Source organism: Pseudomonas sp. S8, assembly GCF_050473925.1.
In the GTDB taxonomy this organism is placed as follows: domain Bacteria; phylum Pseudomonadota; class Gammaproteobacteria; order Pseudomonadales; family Pseudomonadaceae; genus Aquipseudomonas; species Aquipseudomonas parakoreensis.
This window is the reverse complement of sequence record NZ_JBFDVZ010000016.1, coordinates 2394282-2416299: the sequence shown is the minus strand read 5'-3', so window position 1 is coordinate 2416299 and position 22018 is coordinate 2394282. Positions and strand designations below refer to the sequence as shown.

The following is a 22018-nucleotide window of genomic DNA, read 5'->3' as shown; positions in this document are numbered from 1 at the left end:
CGCTGACTCTGAATCCGCGGTAATCCTGTGGGAGCTGGCTTGCCAGCGAAGAGGCCGGTGATATCACCGCAACGCTTATGGCTTGATCTTCCGCCCAGCCATGTGCTGCAAATAGCCGATCAGTAACTGCAAATCCCCCTCCGGCAACACCTGCGCCGAAAACCCCGGCATCTTCGCCTGTGGCCACTGGCGCAAACTCTGTGGATCACGAATGTAGCGCTTGAGGAAGTCCGCGCCGAAATACTCGGTCGGGTTGTACGGAATGTTCAGGTCCGGCCCGAACTGCGCATCGCCCGCACCGTTCAAGCGGTGGCAGGCCAGGCAGTTCTTCTGGAACAGCGCAAAACCCTGATTCACCGGGTCATTCGCTTTCAGCGCGGGATCCGGCAACAGGGCAGGGAAACGTTCGGCCACTGGCGCCATGCGCTTGATGCTTGCCACCTGGAACGGCCATTGTTCCGGGCTGATATTGCCGGCCTGCGGGTCGGTCCATACCAGATAGAACGGCCCTGCGCTGTGCTTGCCTTCGGACAGCGGCGGCCACGGCTGCGCCGGGTCTTCGATCGCCAGCCAGGCCCGTGCGCCTTTGGTATTGAGCAACGGTGCAGCGCTCAGCTCGGCGGCAAAGCCGTCCAGCGCCACCGCTTGCAGATGATCGTCCGGTTTGATGCCCGTGAGCAGTGCCGCGACCGGGACGGCGCGATAAGTCATGTCCTTCTTGTAAGACACATCATTTTTGATGGTCAGGGTTTGTACCTGAGGGTGCTTGAGCAATTCCTCGGTCTGCCAGGTGTGATGGGTTGCGCCCAGCTGCAGATCCAGCTGTGCGGCAGACAAGGGCATGCTCAGCAGCAAGGCCCAGAACATAATGAGCGTTTTCAAATGATCGCCGTCCATGTCGTAGGAGTGCGCAAAGGTTGGCACAGCCACGCTGGCCCGGGAAGCGGGCCAGTCACATTGTTGATGGCAATGAAATGCACCCGGCCGGCGAGTCAGCCGATGATCTTGGTCAGGTTCGGCAAAATCAGCAACAGCGTGGTGGCGAAAAGAATGAGCCCGGCTTGACGAACTTTCGGTTGTTTGAACATGGCTTGACCGCCTTTATTGTTATTTCCTGATGTTTGCCTGCATATCCATGACGGCAAACGCTGCACTTCCTGTAGAAGAACGTCGGCCCCGGCAAAACCCGACGACCCTGACGTACATGTACTACCTTAGAGCCCGCGTCACGCGCGGCTTAGATCCATTTCGTATGTATTTGCTGCTGCTGGCAATAAAAAAGACATGAGGCGTATTGCCAGCTTCTGTGCCGACCGCTTGCTAGACAACTCGCCGACCTGAACCGGTTCACCTGAGGGTGGATGACCGTCCGTCTGAGCGTGCGCGTCAACATCATTGAGCGCTGTGGTCATTGAATCCTCGACGGCGCGGGACAACAGTGAGACCACGAAATTCACTCACCGCACAGGTTCGAGGACGTCATGACCCAAGCTTTGATTTTCGATGCGCTACGTACGCCCCGTGGCAAAGGCAAGGCCGATGGCGCGCTGCACAGCGTCAAACCGGTGAATCTGGTCGCGGGGCTGTTGACCGCGCTGCAGAGCCGTACCGCGCTGGACACCAGCCAGGTCGATGACGTGGTACTCGGTTGCGTCACGCCGATTGGCGATCAAGGTTCCGATATCGCCAAAACCTCGGTGCAGGTGGCGGATTGGGACGTCAGCGTCGCCGGTGTGCAGATCAACCGCTTCTGCGCCTCCGGTCTGGAAGCGGTGAATCTCGGCGCGATGAAAGTCCGCTCCGGTTTCGAAGACCTGGTGGTGGTCGGTGGCGTCGAGTCGATGTCGCGGGTGCCGATGGGCAGCGACGGCGGCGCCTGGGCGCTGGATCCGCAGACCAACCTGCACAGCCACTTCACCCCGCAGGGCGTTGGCGCGGATCTGATCGCCACCCTTGAGGGCTTCAGCCGTGAGGATGTCGATGCCTATGCGTTGCACTCGCAGCAAAAAGCTGCACGTGCCCGGGCCGACGGTTCGTTCAACAAGTCGTTGGTGCCGGTGCAGGACCAGAACGGCATTATCCTGCTCGACCACGACGAATTCATTCGCGCCGAATCGACGATGGAAGGCCTGGGCAAACTCAAGCCAAGTTTCGAAATGATCGGCCAGATGGGCTTCGATGCCACCGCGCTGCGGGTTTACAGCCACGTCGAGCGAATCAACCACGTACACACGCCGGGCAACAGCTCCGGGATCGTCGACGGTGCGGCGCTGATGTTGATCGGTTCCGAAGCCAAGGGCCGTGCGCTGGGTTTGCAGCCTCGGGCGCGTATCGTCGCCACGGCGGTGACCAGTACTGACCCGACGATCATGCTCACCGGCCCGGCGCCGGCCACCCGCAAGGCACTGGCCAAGGCCGGTTTGCGCGTGGAAGACATCGACCTGTTCGAGGTCAACGAAGCGTTTGCCTCGGTGGTGCTCAAGTTCATCAAGGACATGGCGGTCGACCCGGACAAGGTCAACGTCAACGGCGGCTCGATCGCCATGGGCCATCCGCTGGGCGCAACCGGTTGCGCGATCCTCGGCACCTTGCTCGATGAGCTGGAAACCCGGGGTCTGCGTTACGGCCTGGCGACGCTGTGCGTCGGCGGCGGCATGGGCATTGCCACCATCATCGAACGCCTTTGAGCCCCGAATTCAAGGAATCTTGTTATGAGCGAAGCCATTCGTTACGAAAAAGGTCAGGACGCCATCGTCGTGCTGACCATCGACATGCCGGGCCAGAGCGCCAACACCATGAACGCCGTATACCGCCAGGCCATGGGCGCCTGCGTCGCGCGGCTGGTGGCGGAAAAGGACAGCATTGCCGGGGTCATCATCACCTCGGCGAAGAAAACCTTCTTTGCCGGCGGCGACCTCAATGAGCTGATCAAAGTCGGTAAACCCGAGGCCAAAGCGTTCTATGACATGGTGCTGAGCCTCAAGGGGCAATTGCGCACCCTGGAAACCCTCGGCAAACCGGTGGTCGCAGCGATCAACGGTGCCGCACTCGGCGGAGGCTGGGAAATCTGCCTGGCGTGCCATCACCGGGTGGCGCTGGACGATGCGGCGGTGCAACTCGGTCTGCCGGAAGTGACCCTCGGACTGTTGCCGGGCGGCGGCGGGGTGGTGCGTATGGTGCGTATGCTGGGGATCGAAAAGGCGCTGCCGTATCTGCTCGAAGGCAAGAAGATCCGCCCACAGCAGGCGTTGCAGGCCGGTCTGATCGATGAGCTGGCGGCGGATCGTGGCGAGTTGCTGGCCAAGGCGCGCGCCTGGATTGTCGCCAACCCGAGTGTGGTGCAGCGCTGGGATGTGAAGGGCTACCAGATTCCCGGCGGCACGCCGTCGAATCCGAAGGTCGCGCAGATGCTGGCGATAGCGCCGTCAATCCTGCGCAGCAAGACTCAGGGCACGCTGCCCGCGCCGGAGAAAATCCTCTGCGCGGCAGTGGAGGGCGCGCAGGTCGATTTCGACACCGCGCACCTGATCGAAACGCGTTACTTCACCGAACTGACCACCGGGCAGATTTCGAAAAACCTGATCGGCACCTTCTGGTTTCAGCTCAACGAAATCAATGCTGGCGGTTCGCGGCCGCAGGGCTTTGAGCCCTATGTCACGCGCAAGGTCGGTGTACTCGGTGCGGGCATGATGGGCGCCGGGATCGCCTTCGTCAGTGCCTCGGCTGGTATCGATGTGGTGCTCAAGGACATCAACCTGGCGGCGGCCGAGAAGGGCAAGGCCCACTCGGCGGCATTGCTGGACAAGAAAGTCGCCCGTGGGCAGATGACGGCTGAAAAACGCGAGGCGGTGCTGGCGCGGATCCAGGCCAGCGAGAGCGATGCCGATCTGGCGGGTTGTGATCTGATCATCGAGGCGGTGTTCGAAGACCGTGAACTGAAGGCCAACGTCTCCTCTGCAGCGCAAAAGATTGTCGGTCCTGACGCGGTGATTGCCTCCAACACGTCAACGTTGCCGATCACCGGGCTGGCGACGGCGGTACCCGATCAGAGCAAGTTCATCGGTCTGCATTTCTTCAGCCCGGTGGACAAAATGCCGCTGGTGGAAATCATCAAGGGTGCGCAGACCAGTGCTGAAACCCTGGCGCGCGGTTTCGACTTCGTCCTGCAGATCAAGAAAACCCCGATCGTGGTCAATGACAGTCGTGGCTTCTTTACCTCGCGGGTGTTTGGCACCTTCACCAACGAAGGCATCGCCATGCTCGGCGAGGGTGTGAGTGCGCCGATGATCGAGACCGAAGCGCGCAAGGCCGGGATGCCGGTCGGGCCGCTGGCGATCTCCGACGAAGTTTCCCTCAGCCTGATGAGCCATATCCGTCAGCAAACGGCCAAGGACCTGCAAGCGGAAGGGAAACCGCTGACAGAGCATCCGGCGTTCGCTGTGATTGACTTGCTGCTTAACGAATACAAGCGCCCGGGCAAAGCCGCCGGCGGGGGCTTCTACGATTACCCGGCGGGTGGTCAGAAGCATCTGTGGCCGCAGCTGAAGACGCGTTTCGAGAAGGCTGACGGGCAGATTTCGCCGAAGGATGTGCGTGATCGTCTGCTGTTCGTGCAGGCTCTGGAAACCGTGCGCTGCGTGGAGGAGGGTGTACTGACTTCGACGGCAGATGCCAACGTCGGCTCGATCTTCGGCATTGGATTTGCCCCGTGGACCGGCGGCGCATTGCAATTTATCAATCAGTACGGCGTGCAGGACTTCGTCGCACGCGCGCAGTATCTGGCCGAGCAGTACGGCGAGCGCTTTGCGCCACCGGCGTTGTTGCTGGAAAAAGCCGCGAAAGGCGAGTTGTTTTAAGTGATCGGCTGAGCGCTGCGGGGCTTGCCTTGCCGGGGTGTTTCAAGGCAGGCTCTGGGTGTTCATTATTCCCATCACGTGTCAGGTATTTTTTATGTCGCTACGCATCTGCATTCTGGAAACCGACATCCTGCGTCCGGAACTGGTCGATCAATATCAGGGTTACGGGCAGATGTTCCAGCGCCTGTTCTCGCAGCAACCGATTGCCGCCGAGTTCACCGTGTACAACGTGATGCAGGGTGAATACCCAAGCGACGACCTGACCTTTGACGCGTACCTGATCACTGGCAGCAAGGCCGATTCGTTCGGCACCGATCCGTGGATCCAGACTCTCAAGCAATACCTGCTGACTCGCTACGAGCGTGGCGACAAGCTGCTCGGCGTGTGCTTCGGCCATCAACTGCTGGCGCTGTTGCTCGGTGGCAAGAGTGAGCGCGCCACTCAGGGCTGGGGTGTCGGCACCCACAACTACAAACTGGCGGCCAAGGCGCCGTGGATGAGCCCGGTGCGGGAAGAGTTGACGTTGCTGATCAGCCACCAGGATCAGGTCACGGCGTTGCCGGAAAACGCCACGGTCATTGCCTCCAGCGATTTCTGCCCGTTTGCCGCGTATCACATCAACGATCAGGTGCTGTGCTTCCAGGGCCATCCGGAATTTATCCACGACTATTCGCGGGCGCTGCTGGATCTGCGCCAGGACGCGCTGGGGTCACAGATCTATTCCAAAGGCGTGGCTAGCCTGGAGCAGGAGCACCATGGCACCACGGTGGCGGAATGGATGATGCGGTTTGTGGCGCACAAGCCAGAAGCTGCTTGATAGCAGATCAAAAGATCGCAGCCTGCGGCAGCTCCTACAGGGTGTACACCATCCCAATGTAGGAGCTGCCGCAGGCTGCGATCTTTTGCTTTTGCTTTTGCTTCCCTACAACCACCCAGACCTCTTGAAACTCGCCCACAAACTCACACACCCCACGGTGATAAACCCCAGCACGGCGAAATAACCGTAATGCCAGCTCAGCTCCGGCATGTTCTGGAAGTTCATCCCGTAAATTCCCGCCACCGCCGTCGGGAACGCCAGAATCGCCGCCCACGCAGCAAATTTGCGTTGCACCACACTTTGCCGTGACGCCTCCAGCAACACGCCGATCTCGATGGTCTGGCTGGCAATGTCCGCCAGCGTCGTCAGGTCTTCCATCTGCCGCGTGACGTGAATCTGCACATCGCGGAAGTACGGGCGCATGTTCTTGTCGATGAACGGGAAACTCAGTTTCTGCAGCTCCTCGCCAATCTCCACCATCGGCGCTGCATAACGGCGCAGGCGCAACACATCGCGGCGCAGGCCGTGAAGTTTCTGGATGTCATGCTCGTTCAACGCACTGCACAGCACGTTGCGCTCCAGTTCATCTATCTCGGCATGAATTGCTTCGCCGACTGGCTGGTAGTTTTCGATCACGAAATCCAGCAGTGCATAGAGGACGAAATCTTCGCCGTGCTCGAGCAACAGCGGCCGCGCCTCACAGCGCTGGCGGACATGCGCATAGGACGCCGAGTGGCCGTTGCGGGCGGTGATGATGTAGCCCTTGCCGGCGAAGATATGCGTTTCGATGAACTGCAAAATCCCATGCTCGCGGATCGGCGAGTAGGTGACGATAAACAAGGCGTCACCAAAGGTTTCCAGCTTTGGCCGGCTGTGTTTTTCCAGGGCATCTTCGATGGCCAGTTCGTGCAGGTTGAACTGGCGTTGCAGATTGGCCAGCTCCTGAGCGTCCGGCTCTTCCAGGCCGATCCAGACAAAATGCCCGGTTTTTGCGGCCCAGGCGGCGCCTTCGTCAAGCGTGATATTGGTGACTTTCTTACCGGCGCTGTAAACCGCAGCAGCAACAACTCGACCCATGGTGGTGGTTCACTTCTTCTTGGCAGATGGCAGGGAATACAAGGCTTCAGCTTAGCCGTGTCGCTGCTTGAGAGTCAGTGAAATCTGCACAGTTCACCCGGCAAAAGAAAACCCGCACGAGGCGGGTTGGTTTTTCACGCAGCTTGCAGCTGCTGATCCATCGCGGCGATGCACTCGCGCATCTGTTCGCGGCATTGGGACATGAGCATGGGCATGTCATCCATGGTCAGCCCGGCTGTAGGAATCGCCGGCAGCGAGCGTATGAGAATTTTCCCGCTGCGCCAGCGGTTCAGGCGCATGTGCTTGATGTAGCTGCTGACGCACACCGGCACAATCGGCACACCGGCGGCGATCGCCATCTGGAACGCGCCTTTCTTGAATGGCAGCAGTTCTTCACCGAGGTTGCGCGTGCCTTCCGGGAACACCCAGATCGACGTGTCTTCGTGTTGCAAGGTGTGGGTGGTGGTGAGCATCGACTTGCGCGCCTTGTGCGCGTTCCCACGATCAATCAACACGTTGCCTGCCAGCCAGAACAGTTGCCCGAACAGCGGCACCCATTTCAGGCTTTTCTTGCCGATGCACACAGTCCGGCGGGGTACCACGTTGCCGAACACGAACAGGTCGTAGTTGGACTGATGGTTGGCCACGATCACGCAGCTGTCGGGCTTGTTCATCAACGGGCCGACTTCAGCCTTCACACGCAAACGCAAAATAAACATGGCCGGTAGCGCGTAGAGGCGGGCGCACAGTCGGCTGTTGTCCGGGTTGAACGGACGGCACAGCCCGAGGATCACGCCCAGCACGCCGGCCAGAATAAAGTGCAGGCCCATCAATAACATACGAAACACAAACAGCATTTTCAGGCCCCACCGGGACAAAAGGTGGCGCAGTGTACGGATGTGCACTGTTTTCGGCAATTGCTGCTATAGAGTGCGGAGATAGGCGATGTTTAAGCGCATGTTTCCGAGTTGATTGTCAGACCCGTGCTAGAGCAGTCGACGCTCGATCAACCGAACGCGCAAGAAAAAGCCCGACACGACGGTCGGGCTTTTCTTCGGCTCGGGAAGCGTGGGTTTAACCCAGATGCTCCTGATCCTGGATGATCGCGTTGTCGAGGGTTTCGAGCAGTGCCTTGCGCACTTTGAGCTTGGTGTTCTTGTGCGCGTTCATGTTGATCTTCTTCAACTGACGCGCTGCTGCCAGGGCTGCGCCTTGCAGCTCTTCGGCAGCCACCACCTTGTCGAGGAAACCGGCATCCACCGCGCTTTTCGGATCAAACATCTCACCGTTGATCACTGAACGGTGGAACGCCGAGCGACGCAGGCGATCACGGGCCAGCTCAATGCCGGCGTGGTGCATGGTCATGCCGATCTGCACTTCGTTCAGGCCGATGCTGAACGGGCCATCGACGCCGATGCGGTAATCGGCAGACAACAGCAGGAACGCGCCTTTGGCCACAGCGTGACCAGGGCAGGCGACAATCACCGGGAACGGATGAGAGAGCAGGCGACGGGCGAGTGTCGAACCCGCAGTCACCAGCGCCACGGCTTCTTTAGGCCCCGCGGTCATCACCTTCAAGTCGTAGCCGCCCGACAGAATTCCCGGCTGACCGGTAATGATCACGATGGCACGATCAGTTTTCGCCTGATCCAGCGCCGCGTTGAACGCCGCAATCAAGTCCGGGGAAATGGCATTGACCTTGCCGTTGTTCAAGGTCAGGGTCGCGATACCGTCTTCGAGGTGGTAGGCAATCAACTCACTCATGACGCTATTCCTTGTAAGAAAGATGGGCAGACGTTACCCACCGCCGCAGGCCAGGTAAAGCGCCGTGACTGACCCGCCAGTCACCGTTTCCGGCCGCGCTCGGCGTAGCACACCGTTCTGCTTCTATATAAAAGGGTGGCCGTCACCAGAGATTGTCCGGTTTGCCATCGTCCAGGGTGGGTCGAAACGCCTTTATGCCTTAAGCGCATGAAAATTCTGAAAAAAAGTTTGCCATCAGAAAAGCTTTCGACTACATTAGCGCGCCTCGACAGACAGAACATGTTTGAAGAGATACGGTGAAGTGTCCGAGTGGCTTAAGGAGCACGCCTGGAAAGTGTGTATACAGGAAACTGTATCGAGAGTTCGAATCTCTCCTTCACCGCCAAATTATGAAAACGCAAACCCCTGATTTTCCTAGAGAAAGTCGGGGGTTTGTGGTTTTTGGCATCTGAAAAAAGGCCATATGGGACTGATATGGGACTGGCGCACTGTTCTGGTGCGAGAAATAGTATGCGGCGAACGCTGCGTTTGTGATGATCCGACGGCCCTGGACTACGCTCTCCAGAACCCCCTCGCTCAAGGACGATCCCATGCCTAACCGTTCTGAATCCAACGTCGCCACCGCAGATGCTCTGACATTGCTCCTGCACAACCAACATGCTTTGGCTGCAGCAATCGAGGAGGTCACGAAATGGCTTTCAAACAATGGCGCGGGGGTTGTTGCAGAAAACGCTGTCGGGGCCATGGAAACCATAGACAGAAATGCTAACGCAATCACCGATGCGATTATGAGGTTACGTCAGGCGTAGAAAATAGCTGCCGAATCACTCGGAGCAAAAACTCTATTCTTTAACAGCGCCGCGACGTGTATCGCACGATTATTCTTTTGACTTAATTGTAGCGCAGCGCTGTACCAATCATTATTCTTTTACTTCTACATTGCTCGAGAAAACTCCCTGTCGTAGTAATCGAATGCCTCACTCGTTAGATAGGAGGCGGGATCATTTGCAAAAGTGCTAAGAGCAATGTTGACCAAAATTTGATTGTTTTTTAGCGTTGTTGAAGTTGACTTTGCGTACACGTGAGAAATCAGTAGAAGTGAAGCGTGTTCCCATAGGTGCCCCTGAATCACATTTTTAGGGGGGAGCCTTTTCGTCGTTTCGTAGACTTGGATCATTACATTGCAAACTGGGTTGACCAGAAATTTCCTTGATAGTCTGCTAAATTCATTCTTTGAGACTGGGAAATATCGCGACGGATCTATATTTATACCTTTTGAGTTTCCCTTGGACTCAAATAGACTCTTTCCGTTGCAGTGCGCTGCAGCATTTATGGAACTCAGTTTCGCCAAGCGCACACCCATTCGATTTAGTTTCTCTGAGTTGCGTTCGTCTCGATTTACGGCGGTAGCCGTCTCAAGTGTTTTTTGAATTAGTTCCTCTGTCCAGAAATCATTTTCCCAGCTATAGCCATGGGTTAGGATGAGGCATGGTGCTTGTTGTCTATAGAATAAAACGCCGTCATAGTCACGATCAACTATCACTAAAGAGTTTGGTATGTTCTGAGCTAATATTCTTTCATGGTAACCAAGCGCGTTCTTCTTGTTTCCAGTAAGTTTTATTTTTATTTTTTTTCCTTTAAGGAAGACAGAGCATAATGCAGAGTAGAATTTCGAGTCGGCTCGGCTCGGATCTTCTACTGACTCTTCACACTCGACTCTCCCTTCTACATAGATAGTGAGATTGGCACCAAAGAAACGGCCGAAATTTTTTAATCCGCTTGGTGTTCTAGTAAATATCATGCTAGCAAGCTTTCCATGTCTATTATTTTATCTGCATGTCCGCCAACAATATCCGGAGAGTGCGTGGCAAAGATAATTTGTGCATTTCTATTCAACTGGGAAATGGCTTTTGTAAGCTCTTCTTGCCAATAGACATGCAATGAAAGCTCCGGCTCGTCTGCAATGTAAACGCAAGCTTCAGTTTGCTGTAAAAGAGCCTCGCCAAGAATAATTAAAAGCTGTTTTTCACCTGAGGATAATTCCTCTAGCATAATGTTCTTTTTCTTTATTTCTTTTGATGAATTGAATCTTAGCTCAGTAGTAAATGTTATTTCGTTTTTTTCTGAGATGGAAATCTGTTTTTTTCCCTCGAATAAATTGTTTAGGATGTGGAGGAAAGAATCTCTGGGTTTAAATATTCTTGCTCTTTCCGCCTGCAATTCTTCATAGTCTGCAACAAGTGCGTGAACTTTCCACGCTCCATATAAAGTTGTGTAGTCATCCGCTCTTACAGGTTGGTCGTTGCTGCGTGCGAGGTCAATTGCTTTTGTTAGTTTGTCAAAGTGATTTTTTAATTTCTGATTGTAATGTTTCGAGTCGACGCCAAGTACTTGGAAAATTTCAGCCAATGTATTCTTTTCTTGGTCGAGATCCAGTTCCCTAGCAAAGCTAAATATCGATTCTTGTTTCTCTGGAGTTAGTACGGATAAGAAAATTTTTCTTTGAAATTCGAAAGTTTGATCAGAATATTCTTTGGATAGGCTGGAAAAATAACGTACTAAGTTATTGTTGAGATCTTTTAGTTTTTGATCAATTGCAGGGATAAACTTTCGCTCTTCAGGAGTTCTTCCCTCTTCAGTATGCCTATGCACAGACAGCCAGGACGTGTGCACCACCGATGAGAGTGTTTCTCTCAGGTCCGCAAATCTTTCTTTATACATCCGATCCCTAATAAGTCGAGAAGGAACGCCTCTGTAAAAACGTTCTTGCTCCAATGCATCCAGATCGAAGATAGTTGGTTTGTCTCGGGCGGAATCGCGAAAGACGTAATTAATATCAAAATAAGGGAGCCCGTCTTTTTGTTTTTTGTTTACTTCGATAGATGGGTTTTTCTTGCGTCGCCCTGCCTCCTTGAAAACAACGGTGACTTTTTCGAAATCGATCCGATCTAAGCGTTCAAAGTCGGCTGTAAGTACCGCCGCTAGTAAGTTTATTACGGTTGTTTTTCCCGTTCCGTTACGACCAATCAGAAAGTTAAATTGTTCATCAAGGTTTACGTGAATTATTGGGGCGGTTCCCCAAAGCTTTTCGATTGTAAAAGATTTAACGATATGCACGTGATAATCCTTCCCTGCGTTCGATGCAAAACGTAGTGATGCTATATTAATAGCACGACTCTCCGCTATAGGCCGTTTACGATCGCCCTACCAAGTGCCGTTTATGTTCAGAGGCCCCCGCATCTGTGCCAACTGCGGGGTTTTGAAGAACGTAGACATCAATTGATTCAGTGTAGGGCCGTGACCGGTGACAGCTTCAAGGCCATTTGCAGCATCCCTACCACGTCGGGTCCGTCTTCATTGATCCACGTCCCGTAGTGTTGACGGATCATGTTCCCGTTGGTGTGGCCCATCTGTTCGGCGATCCAGTCGATCGACGCCACACCTGTGGTCAGCAGCTGACTGGCGTACGTATGCCGGCACTGCCCTGGTCCACGATACCGCACCCCGGCCGCGAGCAAGTGCGCCTTGAAGAAGCGGTCGCGGACCACGAAGTCGTTGGCGTGCGGCAGACCGCTTTTGCTGTTCAGGAACACGAAATGCAGTTTGTGTTGGCGCACTGTCTTGTTGTCCCGCTCGACGACCTCCACGGTTTCCGCCCGGCGTCGGCGAGTCAGCGCATCAATCTTCTGCAGCGCTTCCCATGCCGGTGCCAGCAGGCGCACGCGGCGCATTGATCGGCGGGTTTTGGTCACGCGGTAGGCGCCGCGCACCTTGGATCGGCGAAAGGTCACGGTGCCTTGCGCCAGGTCGACATCCTCCCAAGCCAGGGCGATTGTCTCCGACACCCGAGGGCCGGCCCATAACATGAACTGCACCATCAATAGCTCGTGCGTACGGCTGGTCGGAGTGTCGAGGATCTGTTTGATCTCGGCCCGGGTGAATGGGTCCGGGGCCTCCGGATCGGGCAGGCGCACCATCAAGCCCTCGGTTGGGTCGTGCGCGACTTTCATACGCGTGCGGTACAGGCGAAACACTTGGCGCACGTTGCTGATGATGTCGCGGATGGTCTTGTTTTTCAGGGTTTTCGACAGCGTGCCCTGAATCCACTCTTGCAGGTCCAGGTGATCAATCTGGTTGATCTGTACCTTGCCCCAGCGCGGCCGCACATGCACCTCGGCCTTGTTGGCATAACCCCGGTAGCTGGAGGCGGCAACGCTGTTTGCTTTGATCTTTAGCCATAGGTCCAAGTAATGACCAAAGGTGTTTTCGACCAACCTTGAGGAGTTGGGAAAATGCCGGGCGTATTCAAAGGTGCCGGTCTGGATCTCATAATCGATGATGTCGATCAGGCGCCTGGCCTGGGCCACGGTGGCCGGTGTATTGCCCCCCGGGATGGCTTCGCGGCATTTCTCCCCGTTGTATTGAAAATAGATTCTCACGGAATTGCCGCGAGCTTCGACGCCACTCATGTAAACCCCTAACGCTGTACTCGTGTATCGACAGTCTGACGATCGGAAACAAAAAGGCCCGTTTCCGGGCCAAGTATCTGCAAGCGCATCTTCTAGTGGACGCGGTTATCGCTTGGGCGGGTGGTGGCGCCGGTGAGCATTGAGCAACTGGCGCTGGCGGCTGCATTTGGCGTGGTTGCCTTGAACCCGCCACTTGCCGCACAGGTCGCACACACTGGTGTGCGCCATGTTCCAGGGAAAGCGCCGTGTCGAGAATGCTGGGTCGTTAGACATGGCGTGAGTCTCCCCGTGTTGCGGGTGTTGCGAGCAGCCGAGTGACTACCGCCGCATCCGTTGCGCTCAACTCGCCTAGGGTGCGGGCCATCTGACTGAGGCTTTCCAGGCGCGTGCGTGATTCCGGGGTTTTGTGCACCAAGTAGCCGATGACGGCCGCGCCGATCAGCGCGGTGGCCACCAGGTGGCGCGCTGGTGTGGTAGCCTGCGTGCCGCTGCTGCTTAGGTTCTGTACTTGCATGTTTGAGTCCTCTGTAGTGGTCGGGTGTCGAGGAGCTGCAACTCCTCGACACTGTTTTTCAAAGGTCAGTCCTTGCGGGCCAGGTGAACCACCAAACCGTCAAAATCCGGCAGGTGTTCGACACAGGACTGCCATTCCAGAACCTTCAAAATCTGTTGCCGGCTGCAGTCGTCGACCAGGATTTCGCGCTGGCCACCGGCGGCGCGGACTTCCAGGATCTGCAGCAAACCTTCTTCGCCATAGGCACCGGCCTGGATGATCGGCGCGCTTTCGCCGACAAACTCCAGTCGATCCTGAACGGCCTGCAGTTTGTTGGTTTTGCCGTCGCCGGCATTGCCCATAAACACTTGAACTTGCATCGGTGTAGCCTCCTTTTACGCTTTGAAGATCCAGCACTTGACCGTCGTCGGACGGCCCGGCGCCAGTGGGGTTTTGGCGTTCAGCGCCGCACGTACCGCGCTGTGCACGGCCTTGTTGGCGTCCAGAAATTTGTGCGAGCGGGATTCTTTGAGCAGGTCGCGCAGGGTCGCCACGTCGGCCAGCTTCTGTTTATGTTCGGCGGCGCGTTCGCTGAATTCGTTGAGGTTGATCGCGATGACGTTCGGGTCGCTGCTGTGGTCGACCACCGGGTCTTCGCTGAGCGATTGCAGGTAGTCGTACACCTCCCAAAACTCGGCCACCGCCGGATGGTCGGAGCTGATCGAAGCCTGGCGCTCGATGGCCATGCGCACGATCTGGCGCTGAGTGGCGGCAACCTGGGGTTCGTCCAGTTTCAGGACCAGGCGCAGGGCATCGAGCAGCGACAGCAGCTGCGCATGGTTCTTGCTGATCCGCTCGACGCGGATGTACCCACGCAAGTCGTATCCACAGCTGCTGCAGTTGCCTTGTTCGTTGGGATACTCCGTACCGCAGGCAAAGCAGTGGGTGTGCAGGCGGCGCAGCCTGGCTTCGTGTTCGGGCATGCGTTGGGCGAACAGCTCGAGCACAGCTGATTCCTTACCGACGGCCCGAATCAGGAAGTGGCTCAGCGTGCCGCCGTCCAGGGCGTTCAGCTTGTCCGCTGCAGCGCGGCTTTGCGGCGTCACTGTCGGCCGGATGAAATGCAGCTTGACGATCCGGGTCATGATCGCCTCATGAGCGACCACGGCCGCGTTCTGGCTGATGGCGATCGTGCCGCGAAATGGTGGCTCGTAGGTTTCGTTGCCGGCGGTCTTCACGCCTTTGGTGGCCAGCGTGCCGCCGCCGTAGAAGTCTTTCAGCTCGTCCCATTCGAAGGTCTTGGCGTGCGATCGATCATCGCCATGCCGATCGGCTTCAAGGAACACCACCGGCATGCCCGACACCTGGCCCATCAACCGCGAGCGACCAGCTTTCGTCGACTTCATTGGGTCGAAGCCTTCGTAGCCTTCACGACCGAGCAGTTTCCACAGCAGATTGAGGAGGGTGGTCTTGCCGGCGCCAGCCTCGCCCGTGGCCTCCAGAAAGGGAAACGACTGGTAGCGGCTGCGGATCTGCTCACAGAAGAGCGAGCCGAAAAAGAACACCAGTGCCACCAGGCCCTGGGCACCGAAGCAGGTCCACAGCAGCGGCAGCCAGGCTTCATTGAAGTCCTTGCCATCTCGCTGTAGTTTGATTGGGACGCCTTTTTGCAGCGTCTTCAGACGCAGCTTGCCGAACTCGAAATAGTCCTCGCTGTTGACCTTGTAGGTCGTGCCGTCCTTGATCGCCAGGTCGCCGTAGACGTAGCAGCCGTATTCCTTGCTGTAGCCCACGTAGTCGATCGTCGACACGGTTTTGATGCCGAACAGTTGGTCCTTCATCAGCTTGTCCAACTGCTGACCGCTGCCGGTATACATGGCGCCGGCTGCCATCCCGAGCAGGCGTTTTTTGAATTCACTGGCCGCTGACAACTGCCCGCTGGTGAAGGTGTTCTTCACGCTTTCGGAGTCGTGCGGGAAATCGACGCGCAGGTAATACCAGGACTCGTCCGTCACTTCATTGCGCTGGAAATACAGGGCTTGCGGGTAGCAGTTGGCAATCTCGACCACGCTGCCCGATTGCTGCAGCGCTTTCTCGCGTTGTTGTGCTTGGTTGAGCAACTGGTCGTCGTGGTTCTCGCTGTCCTCGATGTCCTGCATCGCCCGGTTGAATTTCTCCATGTCCAACTTGAACCAGTACAGGCGACTGCCGAAGCCCAAGTGGAATTCACCACGCTTGTTCCAGTCGTACATCAGCAACGCTTTTTCGGCCGCGCTTTCGGCAAGCAGCAGGGCGCCCAGGTGACGCGCCTGTTTCAGATCAGCCGCGATCTGGTCGGCGCGTTGGCTCTCGTCTTCGATGAAACTCCAGCGCTGATGCAGATCGTTCCAGTCGGTCTTGCGGCCGTCACGCAGAGGGATCTGCGAGGCCTCACAGACGAACCCCAGCGCTCGCGCCTGCTTCGCCCAGCGTTTGGTGTAGGCGTGGGCGCCCGACTCGTTGTCGAGCGCCCAGACCAGCTTGGGCAACTTGCCGTCGCGGTCACGGGCGAGGGCTCGAAGTGATTCTTCAGGGAAGGCATTCGAGGACATGGCCGACACCGCGACAATGTCGTTGTGCACCAGGGCGATCGCGTCAAAGATGCCCTCGACAATCCAGACTTCTTTCGCTTCCAACAGGTCCACGCACGGCGGGCACCACCAGACGCCGCGATAGCTGTCCTTGGATTTGAACCGAGCTTTCATCTTGCCGAAGCGGTGCGGCCGATCGATCAGGCGTTCCCACCAGCCGCCTTTCGCCAGTGCAAAGCGCACGGTGGCGCTGCCGGCGTTGTGGTCCGGGGAGTAAAAGCTTTCCTGGGTGAACCAGCCCTGGATCAGCTCGATGCGAAAGCCTCGGGCGAATTCTAGGTAGGCACGAGCTGTTGCGTTGGGGTGTTGGTCAGTGGCCGGTGCGCGCTTGCTCCAGTCTTCGAATAGGTCTTCGTACAGCTCTTTCACGTGCAGAGTGTGCGCGCATTTTTCCGGTCTACCGCAGATCACCAACCACGGAGCATCGAAACGGGTGTACAGCGTTTTCTGGCGGCACTTGGGGCAGGTGCCGCCGCGCATGTAGTCAGAATTTGCCCGTTGCTTGAGCCCGTAATCGGTTTTCAGGCGTTCGATCACGTCGCTGCGCAGTTGCTCTTTCATGGTTACTTCGCTTTCTTGAGGCAGTAGGAGAGGGCGCCGATCAGGTGTTTCTGAGCAGCCATCACGGGGCAGTTGGCGAGAATTGACCCGTGGCGCAGACCATCGGGAATCAGGCGGAACTGATCTGCGTACCAGAGTTCGTTGAAGCTGAGACGGTACTGCTCGCGCAGGTTGGCCAAGAGCGCTTGAGCCTCTACAGGCGTCAGTTTTGCGTTGATGTTCAGGGCGTTTTCCATCGTCAAACCTCAATTTCGGGCGCAGCTCACCCAAACCCACGGCAATGGGGATCGGGGATTTGTTGGTTAGGTGTTAGGACGCGGTGATGCGAAAGCGCCCGTTATCGGGAGCAATGAGGATGCGTTCGTAGATCAGGCTTACCGGGATTGCCCAGGCGTTGCCGGTAGCTGTATCGAAAATCACGGTGTGCGTTGATGTGCTGTTGATGACATCCAGTCGCTGCCGATCGCTGACCGCTGACATTTCACTGTTAGCCAAATGCACCAGCCGTTCGGCGTGCTGCGGCGTGGCGTTGTAATCCGTCACAAGGTGCTGAACAGCCCGTTTGAACAGTTGCTGATCGTCGACCAGGTGTTCGCACTGATGACGTTCAAGAAACGCAAAAGCCGCGGTTTTGAGCATGTCCCGATATTCCTGTACGGCCGGCTGATTGTTCATTGGCTTTTCCCCGGTTTGGCACGGTACAGGTCGATAGCGGCCAGCACTTCGGCGTGCCGTGCGGCCATGTGGAGGTTGTGTGCGGCAAGGATGTGTTCGGCTTCTTCCACGCTGATAGAGCCGTCTTCCAGTGCTTGGGCTATCGCCTGGTCAACGCAACCGCGCTTTGCCGATACCTGCACCGATCGAGCATACAGTTCGACGTTGTCCAGTTTCTCCGGGTCGGCGACGGCTACAAACAAGCCGCCATACATCTGCGCCACGTAGTTCGGAAAGTGGTGGGTGCCGCTGGCTTGCTCCAGCATGTAAATCTGCAAATCCGTCAATGGACTGCAGCCGGCATTCTCGTAGGCGTGGTTGTCGAATTTTTTGACTTTCATTCCCAAGCGAGCTGCTGCGCCTTCGCGTCCCTCGGGAAAGCTGCGAATGATCTCGCGCATCGCTTCCTTGCGTGTCTCTAGAACAAGGCTTTTCATCTTCTACTGTTCCCTGTTGGTCCGTACCGTTACTGTTCGATTACGCCGTCTTTGATACCAAGTAATACGGCGGCGCGATGTGCCTCCCCCCGGCGACCTTTGATCCTTCCGTTCAAAAGGTCGCTGACTAAATTTTTGTTCAAGTCATGCTTGCGGCTGAATTCCGCGATGCTCATTCCTTTTCGATCCAACGCCTCTCGGGCTTGCTCGGGTGTAACGGTGGCGGGCATAGTGCGCACTCTGTTCAGTTGTGTTTACTTGTGTTTGTCTGTGGTGATTCTTGGTCAAAAAAATGATCAAGTCAATGGTGGTGAATAAAAAAATGATCATTGCTGATCGAGTAGGTGAACGCCTGCGGGAAGAGCGCGAGCGCCTAGGGCTAAATCAAACAGAGTTTGGAGTTCGTTTAGGCGTCAGTCGGGGGACGCAAAAAAACTATGAATTGGGAGCGAGTTCACTAGACCTTCGATACGTAAGCGCGCTTGAAGAGCAGGGAGCTGACGCGGCTTACATTTTGACTGGGCGGCGGTCGACGCCGATCGGTCAAATGTTGTCAGCGGCAGAAGAAGAATTGATTACCCAGTACAGAAGCATCACGTCATTTGACCAGGAAGCGATACGTCGTTTTCTTCAGGCGATGGCCGATGACGCTGCCCGTCAGAAGAATTAACTCGCAACAAAAGCTTGTACGACATTGGTCGCCCCTACGTTCTAAAGTCGGTCCTCATCCCGTCAATGCCGATTCAGCCATGCACTTTATGGAGTAGTCAGCATGTTGGATCGCATCAAAAAAGAACCTCTTTGCTTGGGATTTGCCGAGTTCGAATGGCACAACTTGAGCAAAGCGGAACGCCGCCTCATTGGCCTATACCGGTCATTGAGTGAAAAGGAGCAAGGTCAGCTTCGTCGGCTATCTGAAATTCTTGCCATCAATCCTGAAGAGTCAGCCAACAGCTGATGTCTTGATCGCCGACGTTTCGGTGTCGGCGATTGACCTGTCACGCAACTGCCTGCGCCCCGAGCTGCTCGAACAACTCCCGCTGTTTCGCCCTAGGCATTTCCCGAAGACGATCAAATAGCAATCGGTCGAAGGTTTGCGCTGATGGACTCAGCGTGTGGGAAAACGTCAAATGGGCCACCCATGTATGCCCGCACTGGACGTCCAGGCACTGGCAATAGAGCGTCACGAAATCTGGCGATTGCGGCTTGCTATCCCGGATTAATCCCTTGTTTCCACACTTGCATGTCACTCGCATATGTCCCTCCCCAGGGGCAGCTGATCGCCACCATATTGCCACATTTTGTAGTGGCATCCGCTATGGTTACTATTTTATGCAGTGACATCCACTGCTTCTGGGGCAGGTTTCCAGCCAAACCGCCTGTCATCGCGCAGCCGGTCGTTCAACTGATCGAACAACTGACAGATCGGTCGAATCTCGTTGCTGGTGTACACGCGGTCGATCTTTTCGATGTCGCCGAAACCACCGGTATTTTCCGGGATAATGCCGGCCAGTGCGGGGTTCATCCGCCAGGCCGCGATGACATCGTTTCGTGTGATGTTCTTCACTTTCTCCAGCTCGTCTTTCGCCTGGAAGTCACCCACCGGAATGATCTGAATTGCGTTCTCTTTGCCGTTGGGGATGTTGACGAACATCGATCGGAAGTTGCCCACGCCCTTGCTCGCGCTGATCTGGGCGCGCAGCTCGTCTTCGTCCTCTTCGGTCAGGTCGGGATCGTTTGTGTAGAAGATGTAGCCAGCGTGTGCGCCGTTGCTGTAGTAGCGCCGGCGGAAGAGGGTGGCGGCCTCATTCAGCAGCAACGCTTGCAGGCCGCCCAGGTAGTCCGGAATCCCGTAAATGTTCTGTTCCACGTCGTAGTCCAGGACGTGGGAGATTTCGTGCGCCTCGAACTCCATTTCCTTGTTGTCGGGCAGCAGCATCACGAAGCCTCCGTCGACCTTCACGCGCATGTTGATCGCCGGCAGGTGCTGCAGCTCCAGCACCTGGCCGAACGCGTTGGTGTCGTTGTAGAAGTACGCTTCGCCGAACACCATGTAGTCCAGCCCGGCACGGCCCATCGTCTCCGTACTGCAGCCGGCCGAGGCGATGAACTCACGCAGCAACAGGTTGCGCTTGAACTTCGGAATGGCGCCGTGGTGCGCGTTGGCGCGCAACAGCTTGGCCAGGCCTGCCCGAGACACCGGCGGTTTGTAGATCTTGCCGTCGTCGCTGGGAAACACACCCACGTACTCGCCGATGTTGCCGGACAGCACCTGCTCCGGCTCCCCGAACGTAAACGTGCGCATTGGCTGTTGCTGTGGTTGGGCTACGTGGTGCTTTCTGCGTTTGCGGTTGGCCATGGCTGCTCTGGGTACTCGTGACGTAGCGGCTACGGCGCCGCTTGTTGGTGTTCAAAGGTTCGTTGGATAGGGCGTGCATCACCGCCCAGGCAATGTCGGCGTGACCGGTGGCTTCGGTACGGGATGCGCTGTAGGTGATCTGGCCGCTGTTGGTGGCGCCGCGCTTGATGGTCAGGAATGCCTGGGCGATATCCGTCCAGCCGGCGTCCCACTCGATGCGACTTCCTTGGATCGTGTCCTGGGCTTTCAGTACCAAGGCGTTTTTCGCTTCCAGGCTGTAGTGAATCGGGGTCGCCTTGGCGTAAAAGTCGCGCACCAGGTCGAACACGCCGTAGCCCACGCCGGTGACATCGATGCCGATGTGCTGCACGTTGAAGCGCTCGGTCAGCTTCTTGACCTGCGCGGCCTGGTAGGTGAACGAATGGCCCCGCCAGCTGTGCTTCTCCAGGATCCGGAACTTCGCCCCGGGTTCGAGCGGCGGCGCGATGACCACACAGGTGGCGTCGTCGCGGGTGCGACTCGGGTCGTATCCCAGCCAGACCGGGCTGTTGCCGAACGGGCGATCCAGATCCGGGTTGTAGTCCTCCCACAACGACAGATCCGAGTAGCAGCGCTCCAGATCCTTGAGACTGAACGCGCTTTGGGTGCTGTCGATGAACTTGCAGTAGAACAACTGCTGAAACTTGTCCTCGTCGTACTCCAGCTGCAGCTGCTCCAGGTCGAACAAATCGCAGCCGCCGGCGATCGCATCGTCCAGGGTGATCGTTTTGCGCCACTGGCCGTCCGGACACAGCGCGCCCTGTGTGTAGGCCGTTTCGCTCGGCCACACACCGCCGGCCTTCTTGCCGCGCTTGCTGTTGCGGAACTCTTCGCCCGACCAGAACGGATACGCCTGGTGCGACACGGCGCTGGGTGTCGAGAAATAGGTTTTGCGCCACTTCTTGTGGGTGCCCATGGCGCTGGCCACGGTGCTGAGTTTTTCGAAGTCGCGAATCCAGAAATATTCGTCCACGTAGACGTGGCCGTGGTAGCCCTGGGCGGTGCTACTGTTGGTGCTGAGAAAGCGCAGCTCGGCGCCGTTGCTCAGGGTGATCGGGTTACCGGTCAGCTCAATATCAAACCATTGCTTGGCGAACTGGATGATGTAGCTGCGGAAGATCTCGGATTGCGATCGGCTGGCTGACAGAAACACCTGGTTGTCACCGCTCAACACGGCGTCCATGAACGCTTCGCCGGCGAAGTAGTAGGTCAGGCCGACTTGACGGCTTTTGAGGATGTTCCGGACGCGGCGGGTCAGCGGGTTCTGTTTCGCCTCGAACAGCTCTTTCTGGTAGCCGTACATTTTCGAGATGAACTTATCCAGGAAGTCCACTTCGGTCAGGCCGCTGATGTCGTTCTTTGTCTTCCTTTCGCGTTTCTTGCCGCCACCCTCGCCACGCTCGCGACGTTGACCTGGCTGACGTTCGCGAGGCTCTTCCGGATTATCTGACGGCGCTGCCGGCGCAGGTTTGGCCGCGAGCTTTTTCAGACGCTCAAGCAGACTCGTCAGCCGCTCCAGTTCGTCCAGTTCGGCTTTCGTCAGGGGATCGATCTTCTCCAGAATCAGGGTGATTCGTCGGTTGACGGCGCTCAACGGTTCTTCGTCCGTCAGCATCTCGTCCCAGCCGCCTTGGCGAATCCAGTAGTAGACGATGCGGATGTTAGGCAGCTTCAAATGCGCCTGGATTTCCTTCACCGAACAGCGGCGTAGGTAGAGGCGTTTTGCGGCTTCTTTGACTTCGGTCGGGTAGTTCATGGGCCGCAGTCTATGCGGCGAAAACGCCGGAAACGCGGGCTGAAAT

The 22018-nt window shown here is 56.8% G+C and carries 24 protein-coding genes and 1 tRNA gene; 7 read left to right on the top strand and 18 right to left on the bottom strand.

Annotation, left to right across the window (positions count from 1 at the left end; all coding sequences use genetic code 11):
- Positions 1-75 precede the first annotated feature (75 nt).
- Positions 76-897, bottom strand: coding sequence for a c-type cytochrome (locus tag AB1J88_RS11920; protein ID WP_430292688.1), 822 nt, complete (start codon positions 895-897; stop codon positions 76-78).
- A 584-nt stretch (positions 898-1481) separates the two neighbouring features.
- Between AB1J88_RS11920 and AB1J88_RS11915 the strand changes: the two genes are divergently transcribed.
- The 3 genes from AB1J88_RS11915 (at position 1482) to AB1J88_RS11905 (ending at position 5673) form a co-directional block, all read left to right on the top strand.
- Positions 1482-2687, top strand: coding sequence for an acetyl-CoA C-acetyltransferase (locus AB1J88_RS11915; protein WP_108182137.1), 1206 nt, complete (start codon positions 1482-1484; stop codon positions 2685-2687).
- 24 nt (positions 2688-2711) lie between these two features.
- Positions 2712-4856, top strand: coding sequence for a 3-hydroxyacyl-CoA dehydrogenase NAD-binding domain-containing protein (locus AB1J88_RS11910; protein WP_430291152.1), 2145 nt, complete (start codon positions 2712-2714; stop codon positions 4854-4856).
- Between the two features lie 94 nt (positions 4857-4950).
- Positions 4951-5673: an amidotransferase gene (locus AB1J88_RS11905; protein ID WP_041068915.1), complete on the top strand. Its 723-nt coding sequence runs from the start codon at positions 4951-4953 to the stop codon at positions 5671-5673.
- 105 nt (positions 5674-5778) lie between these two features.
- On the opposite strand, the gene AB1J88_RS11900 is transcribed toward AB1J88_RS11905, so the two are convergent.
- The 3 genes from AB1J88_RS11900 to AB1J88_RS11890 form a co-directional block, all read right to left on the bottom strand.
- Entirely contained in the window at positions 5779-6750 is a 972-nt protein-coding gene (locus AB1J88_RS11900) for a magnesium and cobalt transport protein CorA (protein ID WP_027613314.1), read from the bottom strand.
- A gap of 134 nt (positions 6751-6884) precedes the next feature.
- Positions 6885-7607, bottom strand: a complete 723-nt coding sequence (locus AB1J88_RS11895; protein WP_222015488.1) for a 1-acylglycerol-3-phosphate O-acyltransferase — start codon at positions 7605-7607, stop codon at positions 6885-6887.
- Between the two features lie 217 nt (positions 7608-7824).
- Positions 7825-8514 (bottom strand): crotonase/enoyl-CoA hydratase family protein, encoded by a 690-nt coding sequence (locus AB1J88_RS11890; protein ID WP_430291151.1) that lies wholly within the window; start codon positions 8512-8514, stop codon positions 7825-7827.
- Positions 8515-8809: 295 nt separating this feature from the next.
- Here AB1J88_RS11890 and AB1J88_RS11885 point away from each other — a divergent pair.
- Positions 8810-8899: transfer RNA gene (locus tag AB1J88_RS11885), tRNA-Ser, on the top strand.
- A 205-nt stretch (positions 8900-9104) separates the two neighbouring features.
- Positions 9105-9323 carry a hypothetical protein gene (locus tag AB1J88_RS11880; RefSeq protein WP_430291150.1) on the top strand — a complete coding sequence of 73 codons (219 nt, stop codon included), beginning with the start codon at positions 9105-9107 and terminating at the stop codon, positions 9321-9323.
- Between the two features lie 125 nt (positions 9324-9448).
- Here AB1J88_RS11880 and AB1J88_RS11875 read toward each other — a convergent pair whose 3' ends face one another.
- From AB1J88_RS11875 to AB1J88_RS11825, 11 genes are all read right to left on the bottom strand, one after another.
- Positions 9449-10315, bottom strand: coding sequence for a hypothetical protein (locus AB1J88_RS11875; protein WP_430291149.1), 867 nt, complete (start codon positions 10313-10315; stop codon positions 9449-9451).
- Positions 10312-11631 carry an AAA family ATPase gene (locus AB1J88_RS11870; protein ID WP_430291148.1) on the bottom strand — a complete coding sequence of 440 codons (1320 nt, stop codon included), beginning with the start codon at positions 11629-11631 and terminating at the stop codon, positions 10312-10314. The genes AB1J88_RS11875 and AB1J88_RS11870 overlap by 4 nt, the downstream gene beginning before the upstream one ends.
- 167 nt (positions 11632-11798) lie before the next feature.
- Complete coding sequence (locus tag AB1J88_RS11865) at positions 11799-12983, bottom strand: Arm DNA-binding domain-containing protein (RefSeq protein ID WP_430291147.1); 1185 nt, start codon at positions 12981-12983, stop codon at positions 11799-11801.
- Positions 12984-13088: 105 nt separating this feature from the next.
- On the bottom strand, positions 13089-13256 hold the full coding sequence (locus tag AB1J88_RS11860; RefSeq protein WP_430291146.1) for a hypothetical protein: 168 nt from the start codon (positions 13254-13256) through the stop codon (positions 13089-13091).
- On the bottom strand, positions 13249-13497 hold the full coding sequence (locus tag AB1J88_RS11855; RefSeq protein ID WP_430291145.1) for a hypothetical protein: 249 nt from the start codon (positions 13495-13497) through the stop codon (positions 13249-13251). Before AB1J88_RS11855 ends, AB1J88_RS11860 begins: the two co-directional genes overlap by 8 nt.
- Positions 13498-13562: 65 nt before the next feature.
- Positions 13563-13856 carry a hypothetical protein gene (locus tag AB1J88_RS11850; RefSeq protein ID WP_258679109.1) on the bottom strand — a complete coding sequence of 98 codons (294 nt, stop codon included), beginning with the start codon at positions 13854-13856 and terminating at the stop codon, positions 13563-13565.
- A gap of 15 nt (positions 13857-13871) precedes the next feature.
- Positions 13872-16667 carry a toprim domain-containing protein gene (locus AB1J88_RS11845; protein WP_430291144.1) on the bottom strand — a complete coding sequence of 932 codons (2796 nt, stop codon included), beginning with the start codon at positions 16665-16667 and terminating at the stop codon, positions 13872-13874.
- A 2-nt stretch (positions 16668-16669) separates the two neighbouring features.
- Positions 16670-16903, bottom strand: a complete 234-nt coding sequence (locus AB1J88_RS11840; protein ID WP_430291143.1) for a hypothetical protein — start codon at positions 16901-16903, stop codon at positions 16670-16672.
- A 73-nt stretch (positions 16904-16976) separates the two neighbouring features.
- Positions 16977-17342, bottom strand: coding sequence for a hypothetical protein (locus AB1J88_RS11835; RefSeq protein WP_430291142.1), 366 nt, complete (start codon positions 17340-17342; stop codon positions 16977-16979).
- On the bottom strand, positions 17339-17818 hold the full coding sequence (locus tag AB1J88_RS11830; protein WP_086794759.1) for a YmfL family putative regulatory protein: 480 nt from the start codon (positions 17816-17818) through the stop codon (positions 17339-17341). The genes AB1J88_RS11835 and AB1J88_RS11830 overlap by 4 nt, the downstream gene beginning before the upstream one ends.
- A 29-nt stretch (positions 17819-17847) precedes the next feature.
- Positions 17848-18048: a DNA-binding protein gene (locus tag AB1J88_RS11825; protein ID WP_273537091.1), complete on the bottom strand. Its 201-nt coding sequence runs from the start codon at positions 18046-18048 to the stop codon at positions 17848-17850.
- A 92-nt stretch (positions 18049-18140) separates the two neighbouring features.
- Between AB1J88_RS11825 and AB1J88_RS11820 the strand changes: the two genes are divergently transcribed.
- Together AB1J88_RS11820 and AB1J88_RS11815 are read left to right on the top strand one after the other, a co-directional pair.
- Entirely contained in the window at positions 18141-18488 is a 348-nt protein-coding gene (locus AB1J88_RS11820; protein ID WP_258679840.1) for a helix-turn-helix domain-containing protein, read from the top strand.
- 102 nt (positions 18489-18590) lie between these two features.
- Entirely contained in the window at positions 18591-18776 is a 186-nt protein-coding gene (locus tag AB1J88_RS11815) for a hypothetical protein (RefSeq protein ID WP_025111113.1), read from the top strand.
- Between the two features lie 40 nt (positions 18777-18816).
- Here AB1J88_RS11815 and AB1J88_RS11810 read toward each other — a convergent pair whose 3' ends face one another.
- The 3 genes from AB1J88_RS11810 to AB1J88_RS11800 form a co-directional block, all read right to left on the bottom strand.
- On the bottom strand, positions 18817-19074 hold the full coding sequence (locus tag AB1J88_RS11810) for an ogr/Delta-like zinc finger family protein (protein WP_081794887.1): 258 nt from the start codon (positions 19072-19074) through the stop codon (positions 18817-18819).
- A 74-nt stretch (positions 19075-19148) separates the two neighbouring features.
- A complete protein-coding gene (locus AB1J88_RS11805) occupies positions 19149-20018 on the bottom strand; it encodes a phage portal protein (RefSeq protein ID WP_430292687.1) in 870 nt (289 codons plus the stop codon).
- On the bottom strand, positions 19930-21972 hold the full coding sequence (locus AB1J88_RS11800; protein WP_430291141.1) for a terminase large subunit domain-containing protein: 2043 nt from the start codon (positions 21970-21972) through the stop codon (positions 19930-19932). Before AB1J88_RS11800 ends, AB1J88_RS11805 begins: the two co-directional genes overlap by 89 nt.
- Positions 21973-22018 lie beyond the last annotated feature (46 nt).